Raw genomic sequence first — 15,788 nt, 5'->3', positions numbered from 1 at the left:
GCAATTCAATCAACGAGGTAAACGTATGCTGTTAGGGTTTGTGGGGCTTGGCGCGGTGGTTGAAACGGCATACTTGCCCGCATTACGTCACATGTTCGGTGATTCACTCCGCTGTGTGGGATTTGATGTGCAACCCGCAAAACAGCCTGCAGATGTGGCACGCTGCGCATCGCTCGCTGAACTTCTTGCCACACCGCTTGATACCCTGTTTATCACCACCGCATCCCTGCACCATCTTGAGGTGCTGGAACAGGCGCTGGCCGCTCCCATCGCACGTATCGTGGTCGAAAAACCGATTGTCGCCACGCTTTCCCAAATTGAAAAACTGAAAATGCTGCTGGTTCAACCCGGCGTCGCTGATCGCGTACTGGCGCTAGACCACTGGATGGCGCGTAATGGCGCAATGCAGCTGGCATTGGGGAAACTCGGGGCGCAGTGGCAGGGCGATAACCCACAACCAGCACTGGTTTCCCTCTTTTCGGACATTGTTAAATTTGAAGGATTCTTGCAGGAGCCAAGCGGGTTTAACACCGCCGGGGAACCTATCGCGCTCAACTTTGCCACCGGTGAGCCGGATACGCGCGAGCTTCGCCATCCGGATGGCGTGATTCTGGATATAGGTACGCACGTGCTGGCAATGTTGCGTGAAACGGTACGCTACCTCGGGGGAAACGATGAGATGGCGTTGCAGGTGATAACCGCGAAAGACCGTCTGGGACGAGATATCGCTCAGGGGGACCTGATCACGGCGGAAGGAGAGGCGCATTTACAGGGACAGATTAGCGGTATACCGCTGGATATCTGGCTGAATAAATACGCGGGGCCAACTGGCGGGCAAAAAGGTTTGCGTCTGTATCTGAGCGATGGCCGTATCATCAGCCATGACCGGCGCGGCGCCGAGGAGGTGCTTGAATTGATTGATGGTGATACTGTGCGTCGCTGGAGGCTTCCCGGTACGATTTATGCCCATTGTCTGGCGGAACATATTCTGGGGGCGCAAAGCCTGTTTGAACGCAGCCCACAGGAGGTGAGGTGCACGACGCAGCGCAGACTGGAGGAGGTTGGACGATTACTCACCCTACAGCAACAGCTGCGTGGCCCACATTAAGCGTATCGTGGTAAAATTAGTGCAGAGCCGAACGCCCTTTATAGGAGTCACCATGTCAATGAACTGCCCGGATTGTCACGCTGAACTGGAACCGCAAAACGGTGTGGCGCACTGTGACAACTGCAACAAAGATATTCCGTTAGAAGCGCGCTGTCCGGAGTGCCATCAACCGCTCCAGGTACTAAAAGCCTGCGGAGCGGTGGATTACTTCTGTCAGAATGGCCATGGGCTGATTTCGAAGAAACGCGTGGAGTTTTCGCCGGTTTAATCCGGCTTTTTCTTACGCGTTTTCTTTGCCGCCGTTACGCCTTTCACTTCACTTTCTACCCAACCATCTGACAGTCGGGTCGTGAGCACATCACCGGCCTTCACCTGTTTGGTCTGCTTCAGCACTTTGCCGTCCGTCGCAGTCGTGACGCTATAGCCGCGTGCCAGCGTAGAAAGCGGACTTACGGCTTCAAGATGCGTCACCACATTACCAAAGCGTTCTCGCTGCTCGCTTAAACGCGCACGGATATTCTCCGCCAGGCGATACTCCAGTTGCTGAATACGGGTTTGCGCCCGATAGATGCGCGGCTGAGGGGTTTGTTGGTTCAGGCGTTGACTTACGCGCTGCTGGCGCTGATTGGCCTGCTTAATTTTATTCTCAAGTGCGACGTTCATCCGCTGACGCAGCCGTTCCAGCACGGTCTGCTGACGGGCCAGACGCAATTGTGGGTGCTGCTGTTGCAGACGGTGGAACATCTGAGTGAAACGGCGACTGCGGTTCGCGATGTAGTAGTCCATCGCCATCTCCAGACGCTGCTGACCATGCTGAATTTGACGCAGCAGTTCCAGTTGATTGCGGCTGACAATTTCGGCAGCCGCAGACGGCGTTGGCGCGCGCAAGTCGCCGACGAAGTCAGCGATAGTGACATCGGTTTCATGGCCGACGGCGCTAACGACCGGAATGGCGCTGTTAAATATTGCCCGCGCCACGCGTTCGTCGTTAAAGCTCCATAAATCTTCCAGCGATCCGCCGCCGCGGCCGACGATTAAGACATCGCACTCCTGACGTGCGTTAGCCAGTTCAATGGCACGCACGATCTGAGCTGGCGCATCATCACCCTGCACCGCGGTCGGGTAAATTATCACGGGCAGGGAAGGGTCACGACGTTTCAGAACATGGAGGATATCGTGCAGCGCCGCCCCGGTTTTCGAGGTGATCACCCCGACGCAATGGGCCGGTGAGGGCAACGGTTGTTTGTATTGCTGATCGAACAACCCCTCTGCCTGTAATTTGGCCTTCAGCTGTTCATATTTTTGCTGCAACAAACCTTCGCCCGCCGGCTGCATGCTCTCGACGATTATCTGGTAGTCGCCGCGCGGCTCGTACAGCGTAATGTTGGCGCGTACCAGCACTTGCTGCCCATGCTGCGGGCGGAAGGTCACCCGGCGGTTACTGTTGCGGAACATCGCGCAGCGTACCTGGGCGGTATCATCTTTAAGCGTGAAATACCAGTGGCCTGAAGAGGGCTGGGTGAAATTCGATATTTCTCCGCTGATCCACACGTGTCCCATTTCCTGCTCAAGCAGCAGACGAACCGTCTGGTTTAGGCGGCTTACAGTAAAAATTGAGGTGGTTTGAGAGGATAACATGTGAGCGGGATCAAATTCTAAATCAGCAGGTTATTCAATCGAAAGTAACATGCTCACCGAGGAGCGCAAGTTTTTTTTGCAAAAAAGTGTGGATGCAATCGGTTACGCTCTGTATAATGCCGCGGCAATATTTAATAACCTCCCAGGTGAGATATTGCCCATGCTACGTATCGCTAAAGAAGCCCTGACGTTTGACGACGTCCTCCTCGTTCCCGCTCATTCTACCGTTCTGCCGAATACAGCTGACCTCAGCACGCATTTGACGAAAACCATTCGCCTGAACATTCCTATGCTCTCTGCGGCTATGGACACCGTGACGGAAGCACGCCTGGCAATTGCTCTGGCTCAGGAAGGCGGCATCGGTTTTATCCACAAAAACATGTCCATCGAGCGCCAGGCCGAAGAAGTTAAACGTGTGAAAAAACACGAATCTGGCGTGGTGACTGACCCACAGACCGTACTGCCAACCACCACGCTGCGCGAAGTGAAAGAACTGACCGAGCGTAACGGTTTTGCAGGCTACCCGGTTGTAACGGAAGACAACGAACTGGTCGGTATCATCACCGGTCGTGACGTACGCTTTGTGACCGACCTCAGCCAACCGGTTAGCGTTTACATGACGCCGAAAGAGCGTCTGGTGACCGTTCGCGAAGGTGAAGCGCGTGATGTTGTGTTTGCAAAAATGCACGAAAAACGCGTTGAGAAAGCGCTGGTCGTTGATGACAGCTTCCATCTTCTCGGCATGATCACCGTAAAAGATTTCCAGAAAGCAGAACGTAAACCTAACGCCTGTAAAGATGAGCATGGTCGTCTGCGCGTGGGTGCTGCGGTTGGTGCAGGCGCAGGTAATGAAGAGCGTGTTGATGCGCTGGTTGCCGCCGGTGTTGATGTTCTGCTGATCGACTCCTCTCATGGCCACTCTGAAGGCGTTCTGCAGCGTATCCGCGAAACCCGTGCTAAATACCCGGATCTGCAGATCATCGGCGGTAACGTTGCTACGGGTGCAGGCGCGCGCGCGCTGGCCGAAGCAGGCTGTAGCGCAGTTAAAGTCGGTATCGGTCCTGGCTCCATCTGTACGACTCGTATCGTTACCGGTGTGGGCGTTCCGCAGATTACCGCCGTTTCTGATGCGGTTGCTGCACTGGAAGGGACAGGCATTCCGGTTATTGCCGACGGCGGTATTCGTTTCTCTGGCGATATTGCTAAAGCGATTGCTGCAGGTGCTGCTGCTGTCATGGTGGGTTCTATGCTGGCAGGTACTGAAGAGTCTCCGGGGGAAATCGAACTGTACCAGGGGCGTTCTTATAAGTCTTACCGTGGAATGGGTTCCCTGGGCGCGATGTCAAAAGGGTCTTCTGACCGTTACTTCCAGAGCGATAACGCGGCTGACAAACTGGTTCCGGAAGGTATCGAAGGTCGCGTGGCGTATAAAGGTCGCCTGAAAGAGATCATTCACCAGCAGATGGGCGGCCTGCGCTCCTGTATGGGCCTGACCGGCTGTGGTACTATCGACGCGCTGCGTACTCAGGCTGAATTTGTCCGTATCAGCGGTGCGGGTATCCAGGAAAGTCACGTTCACGATGTGACCATCACCAAAGAGTCCCCTAACTACCGCATGGGCTCCTGATAAGTTTCCGCGCCCGGCTCTATGCCGGGCGAATTTGTTTCACTTGCCTCGGAATTAGCGTCAATGACAGACAATATTCATAAACATCGCATTCTCATCCTCGATTTCGGATCGCAGTACACTCAGCTGGTTGCACGTCGCGTTCGTGAACTGGGCGTCTACTGTGAACTGTGGGCATGGGATGTTACGGAAGCACAAATTCGCGAATTCAACCCAAGCGGTATTATTCTTTCCGGTGGTCCGGAAAGTACCACCGAAGCAAACAGCCCACGTGCACCAGAGTACGTGTTCAATGCTGGCGTGCCGGTCTTTGGCGTGTGCTACGGCATGCAGACCATGGCAATGCAACTGGGTGGCCATGTTGAAGGTTCTAACGAGCGTGAGTTCGGTTATGCACAGGTTGAAGTCCAGACCGATAGCGCGCTTGTCCGCGGTATCGAAGACTCCCTGACTGCAGACGGCAAACCGCTGCTGGACGTGTGGATGAGCCACGGCGACAAAGTGACCGCCATTCCGGAAGGTTTCGTGACCGTTGCCAGCACCGACAGCTGCCCGTTTGCCATCATGGCGCATGAAGAAAAACGCTTCTACGGTGTGCAGTTCCACCCGGAAGTGACCCATACCCGTCAGGGTATGCGCATGCTGGAGCGTTTTGTGCGCGACATCTGCCAGTGTGAAGCGCTGTGGACGCCGGCAAAAATTATCGATGACGCCGTTGCCCGCATCCGCGAGCAGGTTGGCAATGATAAAGTGATCCTCGGCCTGTCCGGCGGCGTTGACTCCTCCGTTACTGCAATGTTGCTGCACCGCGCAATTGGCAAAAACCTGACCTGTGTCTTCGTCGATAACGGTCTGTTGCGTCTGAACGAAGCGCAGCAGGTGATGGATATGTTCGGCGACCACTTCGGCCTGAACATCGTTCACGTTGAAGGCGAGCAGCGTTTCCTCGACGCGCTGAAAGGCGAGAGCGATCCGGAAGCCAAACGTAAAATCATCGGTCGCGTGTTCGTGGAAGTATTCGACGAAGAAGCACTGAAACTGGAAGACGTTAAATGGCTGGCGCAGGGAACTATCTACCCTGACGTTATCGAATCTGCTGCTTCGGCAACCGGTAAAGCACACGTTATCAAATCTCACCACAACGTGGGTGGCCTGCCGAAAGAGATGAAGATGGGCCTGGTTGAACCGTTGCGTGAGCTGTTCAAAGACGAAGTGCGCAAAATTGGTCTGGAACTGGGTCTCCCGTATGACATGCTGTACCGCCATCCATTCCCGGGTCCTGGTCTCGGCGTTCGCGTGCTGGGCGAAGTGAAGAAAGAGTACTGCGATTTGCTGCGTCGTGCGGATGCTATCTTCATCGAAGAACTGCACAAAGCTGACCTGTACAACAAAGTCAGTCAGGCGTTCACCGTATTCCTGCCGGTTCGTTCCGTTGGCGTAATGGGCGATGGCCGTAAGTATGACTGGGTTGTCTCCCTGCGTGCTGTAGAAACCATCGACTTTATGACCGCACATTGGGCGCACCTGCCGTATGACTTCCTGGGCCGCGTTTCCAACCGCATCATCAACGAAGTTAACGGTATCTCCCGCGTGGTGTATGACATCAGCGGTAAGCCGCCAGCAACGATTGAGTGGGAATAATGCTCCTCTCTGTTAGCGGTTTCTGACCGGTAGTATGCAAAACCCTCTGTTTACAGAGGGTTTTTTATTGCCCGCATACCAGCAAGCACGTCTGGCGAATGTTATAGCGGGGGATACTAATCGGCCAGCTGTAGCTGGGGCTGATATTGGGGTGCTACGTTCTCCACACGTATATCCATCTGCGGATAAGGTAGGGCAATGTGGTTGTCGTCCAGGGCCTCTTTAATGTTTTCCAGCAGATCGTAATAGGTATTCCAGTATTCGATGTTGGGTACCCATACGCGGACGTAAAAATTCAACGCTGAAGCGCCCAGTTCGCCCAGACGAACGGTTACCCCACGTTGCTTATCGATGCGGCTGTCCTGCTCGATGATATGGTTGATCACGCGCTTAACGTCTGCGATCCGGCTCTGATAGCCCACGCCAATAACCAGATCGATGCGACGAAACGGGTGGCGGGAATAGTTAATGATGTTGTCAGCAATGATCTTTCCGTTTGGAATCACTACCTCTTTGCTGTCAGCAGTGAGCAGAGTGGTGGAGAAAATGTGCACCTTTTCTACCGTTCCGGTGACGGCGCCAATCTGCACAACTTCTCCAGCGCGGAAAGGACGCAAGGAGACCAACAGTACGCCGGCGGCAAAGTTGGACAGCGATCCTTGTAGCGCGAGACCAATAGCCAGCCCAGCGGCGCCAATGACGGCAATAATGGACGATGTTTCAATGCCGACACGACCCAACGCGGCGACGACGAAAAAAGCGAGGGTTATATAACGCACCAGCGCGGTGAAGAACTGGATAATGGTCCGGTCAACTTTACGTTTTAACAGTAACTTTTCCAGTCCACGGGAGAGCAGGCGAGCGATAAATTTACCGACAAACAGTAAAATTATGGCAGCAACGATATTCCAGCCGAATTGAATAACCGCGTCGCTGTGTCCGGCAATCCATTCAAGACCGCTTCTTATTTTCGGAAATAGTGAAAAACCACTCATGGTATTACCCTGTACAATTTAATAATGGTCGTAATTCAAATAAGCATTTAATTTCATGCGAAATATTAATGTTTTCGCCCGTGATATTTTCTGACGATATTAATTAGCATCTATTTGAGCACTGTGTGTCTTCTTTATGTCCAGTAAACTAGAACGTAAAAATCAGCGCGAATGGTGCGGTGAAGTGGGATGAAAAGATTGTGTATTTGTGCGAAAAAGACGGTCGATTATACGATAATTTAGCGAGAGTGGCGGGGAGAGTGTGTGAAGTTTCATCACGCAAATCCCTTACCGGATGGTTAAATGTCAGGCGATTAGCCATCCGGTAAGGAATCTTAATGCTGGGGATATCACGGATGCGAGCGATCAGCGCACGTCGGTTTGAGCAGAAGATGCCTGTTGTGGCTGGGTTATCTGCTGGGATTCTTTTTTGTTCTGGTGGTGGTGCCACGCACCTATGGCGGAGTAGACGAAGCGTCCGAAGAAGAAGAGAAAGCTGATAAGCAGTACGATCCGGATCATGCGACTGTTAAATCGGTGTCGTTTGCGTAGGCTGGTAACCTGGCTCACAAAAGGTTCCTTGTAGTGTACCCAACAGAGGGCGATACTCACATTAAGGCATACTGTGAGGGAATGGTCAATTCCTCGTTATGTAAAATTGCTTCAGTTGTTTTATCCATTTATGTTATGGAAATTAATATTATTATTTGCATGAATAATGAGATAACGATAAAAAATAATGAAAAGAGTAATAATTGATTAATGAGTGACTTTTTTTTTGATATGTATCAATCGTCCCTCTTTGCTGACAACTAAAATTGATGAATCATTGTGATGTATTTTACTTTATCGTTTTAACGTCAGGTGGGATGCCTGTCTGAATACCCCCTACAGGATGTGTGGGATTCTACTGAGCATCTATGAAACTCAATAAAAATTATATTGGTATGAGAGATAGATGGTGGGCGTTACCCCTCATCTTGCCTTCTTTACTGTTGCCTATATTGAGCACTGCCAACACCTATGCCCATATTAGTACCGGGACCGTAGTTCTTTTCTACCTGCCTTTAGCGCTGATGATTAGCCTGATGCTGTTTTTTGGCTGGGCGGCATTACCCGGAATTATCATTTCCATTGTTTGGTACAAATATCCGCAGGTTGGACTATTTGAAACACTCTCAATAATTTCGCACTTTATAGTTACCATCGTGCTTAGTTGGGGAGGGTATAAGGTATTTTCTCCTCGACGAAACAATGTTTCCCACGGCGATTCCCATCTGATGTTCCAGCGCATGTTTTGGCAAGTGTTCTGTCCGGCGACGCTGTTTCTGCTACTCTTCCAGTTTGCCGCGTTTGTTGGCGTATACGAGAGCAAATCAGGTATGGTGGGGGTTATGCCCTTCAATACAGGCACATTGATCAACTATCAGACCATGCTGGTCGGGAATCTGGTTGGGGTTCCACTGTGCTATTTTATTATTCGAACGATCCGCAACCCTTTGCATGTGAGAGGCTATTTTTCTCAGTTAAAGCAGCAGTTTGATACCAAAGTCACCAAAACAGAATTTGCGATCTGGCTGGTTATATTGGCCGCACTTATGGCAATGCTGTGTATGCCGTTAAATGAACAAAGCTCAATATTTAGCACAAATTATACTCTGTCACTGTTGCTACCCGTTATGCTTTGGGGAGCAATGCGTTACGGGTATAGATTTATTTCGCTGATATGGTCTGTCGTACTTATTACCGCAATACATTATTATCAGCGCTATATGCCCTGGTATTCGGGCTACGATACTCAACTTGCCATTACTTCATCAAGTTACCTGGTTTTCTCCTTCATTGTGAATTTCATTGCCGTACTGGCAACGCGTCAACGGTTTGTTACCCGGCGCAATCATCGTTTGGCCTTCTTTGACCCCATGGTGAATATTCCAAATTTGCGCGCGTTGAACCGGGATTTAAAAAATGCGCCATGGTCAGTGCTCTGCTTTTTGCGTGTGCCTGGCATGGAACTGTTGGTAAAAAATTACGGCATTATGCTGCGCATCCAGTACAAGCAAAAACTTGCCCAGTGGATTACGCCGCTGCTGGAACAGGATGAGCATGTCTATCAGCTATCGGGTAATGATTTAGTCCTGCGTTTTAACACTGAGTCGCATCAGGAGCGCATTGAAGCGCTGGACAGGCATATTAAGCAGTTCCGTTTTAGTTGGGATGGCATGGCTTTACAGCCGCAGGTGGGGATCAGTTTTTGCTATGTCCGTTCTCCTGTTAACCACATCTATTTGTTACTGGGAGAGCTAAGCACCATTGCCGAGCTTTCTCTGGCGACCAATGCGCCAGAGAATTTGCAGCGCCGGGGCGTGATGCACCTGCAGCGTGACCTGAAAGATAAAGTGGCGATGATGAACCGTTTGCAGCAGGCGCTGGAGCACGATCATTTTTTCCTGATGGCGCAGCCGATTTTTGGCGTGCGGGGCGATGTTTATCATGAAATCCTGCTGCGTCTTCAGGGCGATGAAGGTGAAACGATTGCGCCTGATAATTTCTTACCGGTAGCCCATGAGTTTGGATTGTCATCCAGCATTGATCTGTGGGTCATTGAAAATACGCTGAAATTTATGGCGCTGAATCGGGAAAAAATGCCCGCTCGTCGGTTTGCGATTAACTTATCACCTACGTCGGTATGCCGTGCCCGACTTCCGCATGACATCAACCAGTTACTGGCTAAGTACAAGGTTGAAGCATGGCAGCTGATTTTTGAGGTCACGGAAAGCAATGCGTTAACCAATGCGGAGCAGGCTCAGGCAACGTTACTGCAGCTACAATCATTGGGCTGTCAGATTGCGATCGATGATTTTGGTACCGGCTATGCCAGCTATGCACGGTTGAAAAATGTGAGTGCCGACATCCTGAAGATTGACGGAAGCTTTATCCGTAATGTTGTCTCAAATAGTCTCGACTATCAAATTGTGGCCTCGATTTGTCACCTGGCGCGGATGAAAAAAATGTTGGTGGTCGCGGAGTATGTTGAAAGCGAAGAAATACGCAGTGCGGTGATTTCGCTGGGGATTGATTATTTGCAAGGCTATCTGATTGGTAAACCGCAGCCGCTGAATGAAGCGCTGGATGAGCAGGTGCCAGATGAGCTGGCACCTGCTGAGAGCTTATGCGGCGATATCGGGTGAGCTTTCTTCTTCAATTTTGAGTCGCCAGCCGGTTACGGCTTCCCAGTATTGCTGCTCTTTTTCCAGATCGAGCAGCACCAGCGCGTTCTGGCTAAACCAGTCGTGCGGGAAGCGTAGCGTCCAGTGGTTATCGTCGGTAATCAACGTGAGCGTCGGCGGCGTAGTGGTTGCCTGGCGCTGGTTGTTGAGCAATACCCCAAGTCGCAGTAGCTGAATTAGCGGCAGGAACTGCTTTTTCTTGAACAGCGTAAAGCGGGGTAAATCATCCAGTTTAACCGCTTTACGATGGTAGCGAACCAGGGTCGCCATCATCAGCTGTTGCTCCTGGTTGAAACCTGGCAGGTCACTGTTTTGCAGAATATAAGCCGAGTGGCGATGCAGTCCGCTGTGGTTGATGTTCAGCCCGACTTCATGCAGCATCGCCGCCCACCGGAGCAACGCTTCCAACTGCGGGTTTGCCAGTTTAGGTTGCTGCGTATGCCATTGATCGTACATCTGCATGGTCGTTTCCAGTACGCGTCGGGCCTGTTCGCTGTCGATATTGTACTGGTTTGCCAGACTGCTGGCGGTACGGCTCCGAACATCCTGGTGGCGAAAACGGCCTTCCATCTCATACAGTACGCCTTCACGCAGCGCGCCATCGGAAAGTCGAAGTTCGCGGATAGCGAGGGCATCAAAAACACCGCACAGTATTGCCAGACCGGGAACAAAAACAGCCTTTCGTTCTTCTGACAGCCCCGGCATGCTGAGTGCCTCAAAGGAAGCATGCTTCAGGACTTCAGTTGTTAGCTTGTCGAGACGTTCAGGGGTGATAAAACCATCTTTCTCACCCATTTCCAGCAGCACTTCATGGGCGGCTTTGATGGTGCCTGAAGCTCCCAGAGCAACGTTCCAGCCCTGAATTCGAAATTGCCAGGTGAGCGTTTCCAGCTTTTGCGCCGCCGCCATACGGGCGCGCTGAAAGTTTTCCCGGCTGATCGCACCACCCGGAAAGTACATCTGGGCAAAACTGACGCAACCCATACGGCGACTTTCGACCAGTTTAGGCTCGAAATCTTCACCGATCACCAGTTCAGTCGAACCACCACCAATGTCGATAACCAGCTTACGGCCTTTTTCTGGCTGGGTATGCTCCACGCCCATAAAAATCAGTCGGGCTTCTTCGTTACCGGAAATTATTTCGATCGGGTAGGGGATGACCTTTTCTGCTCGCTTAAGAAAATCGGTCGCATTTAGCGCCTGGCGCAAAGTATGGGTTCCCACGATGCAGACGCTGGAGGGAGGAAACCCCTGCAGACGTTCAGCGAAAAGTGACAAACAGCTTAAGCCGCGTTCCATCGCTTCTTCGCTTAGCTTGTTGTCCGCGCCAAGGCCGTCCGCCAGATGTACGCGTTGTTTCAGTCGCCCGATAATTTGCATTGCGCCATCAACCACGCGGGCAATGACCATATGGAAACTGTTTGAACCAAGGTCGACCGCAGCAAATTCCTGCGGTCGTGGAGACTTGTCGTGTATTGGCATAGAGTTAGTCAGGTTGCTCGAGTGATTTGATGTAGTCGTAAATCGCTAATTGTGACTGAACCTTACGGCGGTTTCCGCGCGGTACGTAGCGATTACTCAGTTCTTTATCAATAAAGCGGGCTTTCACCGTGTCGCTGAACAGGATATCGATAATATCCAGCACGCGCTGCTTAAGGCGTGGGTCAAGAAGCGGAGTGGCAACTTCAATACGATAATCGATGTTTCTGGTCATCCAGTCAGCAGAGGAGAGATACACCTGCTTATCGCCCCCGTTCTCGAAGATATAGACCCGGTCATGTTCGAGATAGCGGTCAACAATGCTGATGACGCGAATATTGTCGCTGATGCCTTCCAGATTCGGGATCAGTGAGCACATACCGCGGATCAATAAATTAACGGGGACACCTGAACATGAAGCCGCATACAGGCGGTCAACCAGCCCTTTATCGACCAGATTATTCAGCTTCAGGGTAATGCCAGAGGGCAGCCCTTGCTGCGCATTAGCGATCTCTTTGTCGATCATGCTGTACAGCAGACGCCGTGAGTTCTGCGGAGAAACCAGAAGATAATCGAACGTTACCGGGCGATACGGGTTTTCGATGAAGTTAAACACCCGACGGACTTCGTTGGTAATGCGTGAATCGGCAGTCAGCAACGAGTAGTCGGTATACAGGCGCGCTGTTTTTTCGTTGAAGTTCCCGGTGCCGATATGTGCATAGCGCACGACTTCATCGCCTTCTTTACGTGAAATCAGGAACAGCTTGGCGTGAATTTTCAGCCCTGGCGCGGAGAAGATGACGTGAACCCCCGCTTCGGTAAGGCGCTTAGCCCAATGAATATTGGCCTCTTCATCGAAGCGTGCCTGCAGTTCCACCACCACGGTCACTTTTTTGCCGTTATGCGCGGCATGGATCATCGAGTCGATGATGCGCGAATCTTTTGCCACACGGTAGATGTTGATTTTTATCGCCAGCACGCTCGGGTCGAATGAGGCCTGACGCAGCAGTTCAAGAACGTGTTCAAAGGTGTGATACGGATAATAAAGCAACACATCGCGTTCACGTACGGCATCAAAGCCGTTGCGAAACTTCTCGTTATCGAACCAGATATGGCGCAGACGCGGCAGGGGTTTGTTCACCAGGTTAGCTTTGCCAACGTTGGGAAAGTTAATAAAGTCTTTGAAGTTATGATAACGCCCGCCGGGGACAATGGAGTCGTAGCGAGAAATAGTCAGCTTTTCACGCAGTACTTCAACCAGCGCATTGGGCATATCGCGCTGATAAACAAAACGTACAGGCTCTGCGGTCAGACGTTGTTTCAGGCTGGAAGACATGAGCTCCATCAGGCTCGATTCCATCTCATGCACCAAATCGTACTCGGCGTCGCGGGTCATTTTCATCGAATAGGCATTCAGCGCATCGTAATCAAAGAACCCTTTGAAAATGTCATCAAGGCAATAACGCAAAATGTTGTCCAGCAGGATCATCGGTTTGCGACGGCGCGGGGTTTCCGGCGGCAAATTCACAAAGCGAGGAACCTTATCGGATGGAATTTCCAGCAAAGCGTAACGGATCGTATCTCCGCGGATAATTTCCACGGCCAGATAAGTGTAATCGTCTTTTAAAAACTGGACTAAATCCGTCTCGCGGTTAATCAGGATCGGCGTAATGTGCTGACGCAGATATTGCTTGAAGTAGTGGCGTAACCAGCTCTGCTGATTGACTGACAACTGGCGTTCGTTGATCAAGAAGATCTGGTTGCGTGCCATCTCCAGCAGTAATTCGTTGTACAGGCCGTCAAATTCCTGATCGGCTTTTAATACGCGGGCCTGGATTTTGCCTAACAGATGGCGGGAGTGAGAGTTTGAACCCTGTTCTTCGCTAATAATGATACGGCGCTTCAGTTCGGCAAAACGTACCTTGTAAAACTCGTCAAGATTATTGGAATAGATGCCTAAGAAACGCATCCGTTCGATCAACGGGTTTGATTTATCAGCTGCCTCCTGGAGCACACGTTCGTTGAACGCTAACCAGCTGAGTTCTTTCTCGATATATAGCTTTTCCTGACCCATTACCACTTTTACTCCGTTTCATTCACGGGACACTACCGATTTATTATGGCGAGCATTGCTCTCAGATGTCCAACTGTGCCAGAAAAATATGACAATAAACCGTCTGATAGCAAAGAGAAAGGGGGAGCGTAGATGAATACCGGCGATGTTTGCCGGAAAAGGTATTGATGCCTGTAAACCGGATGCTGAAATCCGGTTTACAGGTTGGTTTTTTATTATTCGTCGGCGGCGTAGCCTTGTGGCGGCAGACGAACGCCGTCCAGCCATGCTGCGTTATCGCGCATTTTCAGGCGGCCGTCGGTAAACCAACTGACGACCAGCGGGTAAATCGCATGTTCCTGCGCCTGAACCCGGGCAGTAATATCATCTTCGCTATCGCCTGCAAATACCGGCACTTTGGCCTGGAGAATAACCGGTCCACCGTCCAGTTCATCGGTGACGAAATGGACGGAGGTGCCGTGTTCTTCATCCCCGTTTTCCAGCACCTGACGATGGGTATGCAAGCCAGGATACTTGGGTAATAAAGAGGGATGGATATTCAGCAGTCGTTCAGAATAGTGAGCGACAAATGCCGGGCTGAGGATGCGCATATAGCCAGCCAGCACGACGACATCTGGCGCATAGGCATCAATTTCCTGAATCAGCTGGCGGTCGAATGCTTCGCGGCTGGCAAAGTGGCTTGCTTCCAGGGAATGTGCCGGAATATTTTCCTCTCGCGCGCGAACAAGGCCGAACGCATCGGCCTTGTTGCTGAATACTGCACGTAGGGTGCCACTGATTTTTTTCTGTTTGCAGGCATCGATTATTGCCTGCAAATTGCTTCCGTTGCCGGAAATGAGCACCACAATGTTTTTCATTCAATGACCACACGCTGTTCGGAATCAGACGCTTTGATGATACCGATTTTCCAGGCGTTTTCCCCTTTTGCATTCAGCAGCGCGAGTGCACTTTCTACTTCGGATTCCGGCAGGGCAATGACCATGCCGACCCCACAGTTGAAGGTGCGGTACATCTCGTGCTGACTGACGTTACCCGCTGTTTGCAGCCAGTTGAAGACGGCCGGCCACTGCCATGAGGATTCGTCGATCACGGCCTGCGTGTTGTCTGGCAGAACGCGCGGAATATTTTCCCAGAAACCGCCGCCGGTCAGGTGCGCGATAGCATGCACATCAACCTTCTCGATCAGTTCCAGAATGGATTTCACATAAATGCGTGTCGGCGCCAGTAAATGGTCCGCCAGCGGCTTACCTTCAAGCTCGGTGGTTTCTGGGTCGCAACCGCTGACTTCAACAATTTTACGTACCAGGGAGTAGCCGTTGGAGTGCGGGCCACTGGAACCGAGTGCAATCAGTACGTCACCGTCAGCCACTTTTGAACCGTCGATAATCTCTGATTTTTCGACGACGCCAACGCAGAAACCTGCCACGTCGTAATCTTCGCCGTGATACATCCCAGGCATTTCAGCAGTTTCGCCACCAACCAACGCACAGCCAGACTGCAGGCAACCTTCGGCAATGCCGTTGATTACGCTGGCTGCGGTGTCCACATCCAGTTTACCCGTTGCATAGTAGTCGAGGAAAAACAGCGGTTCAGCGCCCTGAACCACGAGGTCGTTCACACACATCGCCACGAGGTCAATGCCGATGGTATCGTGGCGTTTCAGATCCATCGCCAGACGCAGTTTTGTCCCTACGCCATCAGTGCCGGAAACCAGTACCGGTTCACGATATTTTTGCGGCAATGCGCACAGCGCACCGAAGCCACCCAGACCACCCATCACTTCCGGGCGACGAGTTTTCTTTACTACGCCTTTGATTCGATCAACCAGAGCATTACCCGCGTCAATATCAACACCGGCATCTTTGTAGCTAAGAGAGGTTTTATCGGTCACTGCTTGGGTCCCCACGCGTTAACTTGCGGTAGCAATTAAATTCGGCGCAATTCTAACAGGGAAAGCAAACGTTTGCGAGCCTGCTATGCATTGACTTTTATCTGT

At 51.5% G+C, this 15,788-nt stretch carries 12 protein-coding genes; 5 read left to right on the top strand and 7 right to left on the bottom strand.

The window, feature by feature from the left end; all coding sequences use genetic code 11:
• Nucleotides 1-25: 25 nt before the first annotated feature.
• Nucleotides 26-1,108 (top strand): Gfo/Idh/MocA family oxidoreductase, encoded by a 1,083-nt coding sequence (locus tag FDX19_RS24745; RefSeq protein WP_137384787.1) that lies wholly within the window; start codon nt 26-28, stop codon nt 1,106-1,108.
• Nucleotides 1,109-1,160: 52 nt separating this feature from the next.
• Nucleotides 1,161-1,376, top strand: coding sequence for a zinc ribbon domain-containing protein (locus tag FDX19_RS24740; protein WP_137384786.1), 216 nt, complete (start codon nt 1,161-1,163; stop codon nt 1,374-1,376).
• Here FDX19_RS24740 and xseA read toward each other — a convergent pair.
• Nucleotides 1,373-2,746 (bottom strand): exodeoxyribonuclease VII large subunit, encoded by a 1,374-nt coding sequence (xseA, locus tag FDX19_RS24735; RefSeq protein ID WP_137384785.1) that lies wholly within the window; start codon nt 2,744-2,746, stop codon nt 1,373-1,375. The two genes, FDX19_RS24740 and xseA, sit on opposite strands and share 4 nt — an antisense overlap.
• Nucleotides 2,747-2,906: 160 nt before the next feature.
• On the opposite strand from xseA, the gene guaB reads away from it, so the two are divergent.
• Together guaB and guaA are read left to right on the top strand one after the other, a co-directional pair.
• Nucleotides 2,907-4,373, top strand: coding sequence for an IMP dehydrogenase (gene guaB, locus FDX19_RS24730; protein ID WP_137384784.1), 1,467 nt, complete (start codon nt 2,907-2,909; stop codon nt 4,371-4,373).
• A 63-nt stretch (nt 4,374-4,436) separates the two neighbouring features.
• The gene (gene guaA, locus FDX19_RS24725) at nt 4,437-6,014 is read left to right on the top strand and encodes a glutamine-hydrolyzing GMP synthase (RefSeq protein ID WP_137384783.1); all 1,578 of its coding nucleotides are present in this window, start codon (nt 4,437-4,439) and stop codon (nt 6,012-6,014) included.
• A gap of 116 nt (nt 6,015-6,130) precedes the next feature.
• Here the strand turns inward: guaA and mscS are convergent, their stop codons facing one another.
• Together mscS and FDX19_RS24715 are read right to left on the bottom strand one after the other, a co-directional pair.
• Nucleotides 6,131-7,009 carry a small-conductance mechanosensitive channel MscS gene (gene mscS, locus FDX19_RS24720; RefSeq protein WP_137384782.1) on the bottom strand — a complete coding sequence of 293 codons (879 nt, stop codon included), beginning with the start codon at nt 7,007-7,009 and terminating at the stop codon, nt 6,131-6,133.
• Nucleotides 7,010-7,375: 366 nt separating this feature from the next.
• Nucleotides 7,376-7,579 carry a YfgG family protein gene (locus FDX19_RS24715; protein WP_137384781.1) on the bottom strand — a complete coding sequence of 68 codons (204 nt, stop codon included), beginning with the start codon at nt 7,577-7,579 and terminating at the stop codon, nt 7,376-7,378.
• A 350-nt stretch (nt 7,580-7,929) separates the two neighbouring features.
• Between FDX19_RS24715 and FDX19_RS24710 the strand changes: the two genes are divergently transcribed.
• Nucleotides 7,930-10,200, top strand: coding sequence for a sensor domain-containing phosphodiesterase (locus FDX19_RS24710; protein WP_137384780.1), 2,271 nt, complete (start codon nt 7,930-7,932; stop codon nt 10,198-10,200).
• Here the strand turns inward: FDX19_RS24710 and ppx are convergent.
• The 4 genes from ppx to purM all read right to left on the bottom strand — a co-directional run bounded on the left by ppx (nt 10,180) and on the right by purM (nt 15,683).
• Nucleotides 10,180-11,721, bottom strand: a complete 1,542-nt coding sequence (ppx, locus tag FDX19_RS24705) for an exopolyphosphatase (protein WP_137384779.1) — start codon at nt 11,719-11,721, stop codon at nt 10,180-10,182. The genes FDX19_RS24710 and ppx overlap by 21 nt on opposite strands.
• A gap of 4 nt (nt 11,722-11,725) precedes the next feature.
• The gene (gene ppk1 / locus FDX19_RS24700; RefSeq protein ID WP_137384778.1) at nt 11,726-13,792 is read right to left on the bottom strand and encodes a polyphosphate kinase 1; all 2,067 of its coding nucleotides are present in this window, start codon (nt 13,790-13,792) and stop codon (nt 11,726-11,728) included.
• A gap of 215 nt (nt 13,793-14,007) precedes the next feature.
• Entirely contained in the window at nt 14,008-14,649 is a 642-nt protein-coding gene (gene purN, locus FDX19_RS24695) for a phosphoribosylglycinamide formyltransferase (RefSeq protein WP_137384777.1), read from the bottom strand.
• Nucleotides 14,646-15,683: a phosphoribosylformylglycinamidine cyclo-ligase gene (gene purM, locus FDX19_RS24690; RefSeq protein ID WP_137384776.1), complete on the bottom strand. Its 1,038-nt coding sequence runs from the start codon at nt 15,681-15,683 to the stop codon at nt 14,646-14,648. Before purM ends, purN begins: the two co-directional genes overlap by 4 nt.
• Between the last annotated feature and the right edge of the window lie 105 nt (nt 15,684-15,788).

The sequence above is a fragment of the Citrobacter sp. wls619 genome, from assembly GCF_005281345.1.
In the GTDB taxonomy this organism is placed as follows: domain Bacteria; phylum Pseudomonadota; class Gammaproteobacteria; order Enterobacterales; family Enterobacteriaceae; genus Citrobacter.
This window is presented reverse-complemented; position numbering and strand designations above follow the sequence as displayed.

Excerpts from the sequence above, each read along its gene's own strand:
- FDX19_RS24745 (WP_137384787.1), top strand. The coding sequence starts at position 26 with ATGCTGTTAGGGTTTGTGGGGCTTGGCGCGGTGGTTGAAACGGCATAC.
- FDX19_RS24740 (WP_137384786.1), top strand. The coding sequence starts at position 1,161 with ATGTCAATGAACTGCCCGGATTGTCACGCTGAACTGGAACCGCAAAAC.
- xseA (WP_137384785.1), bottom strand. The coding sequence starts at position 2,746 with ATGTTATCCTCTCAAACCACCTCAATTTTTACTGTAAGCCGCCTAAAC.
- guaB (WP_137384784.1), top strand. The coding sequence starts at position 2,907 with ATGCTACGTATCGCTAAAGAAGCCCTGACGTTTGACGACGTCCTCCTC.
- guaA (WP_137384783.1), top strand. The coding sequence starts at position 4,437 with ATGACAGACAATATTCATAAACATCGCATTCTCATCCTCGATTTCGGA.
- mscS (WP_137384782.1), bottom strand. The coding sequence starts at position 7,009 with ATGAGTGGTTTTTCACTATTTCCGAAAATAAGAAGCGGTCTTGAATGG.
- FDX19_RS24710 (WP_137384780.1), top strand. The coding sequence starts at position 7,930 with ATGAAACTCAATAAAAATTATATTGGTATGAGAGATAGATGGTGGGCG.
- ppx (WP_137384779.1), bottom strand. The coding sequence starts at position 11,721 with ATGCCAATACACGACAAGTCTCCACGACCGCAGGAATTTGCTGCGGTC.
- ppk1 (WP_137384778.1), bottom strand. The coding sequence starts at position 13,792 with ATGGGTCAGGAAAAGCTATATATCGAGAAAGAACTCAGCTGGTTAGCG.
- purN (WP_137384777.1), bottom strand. The coding sequence starts at position 14,649 with ATGAAAAACATTGTGGTGCTCATTTCCGGCAACGGAAGCAATTTGCAG.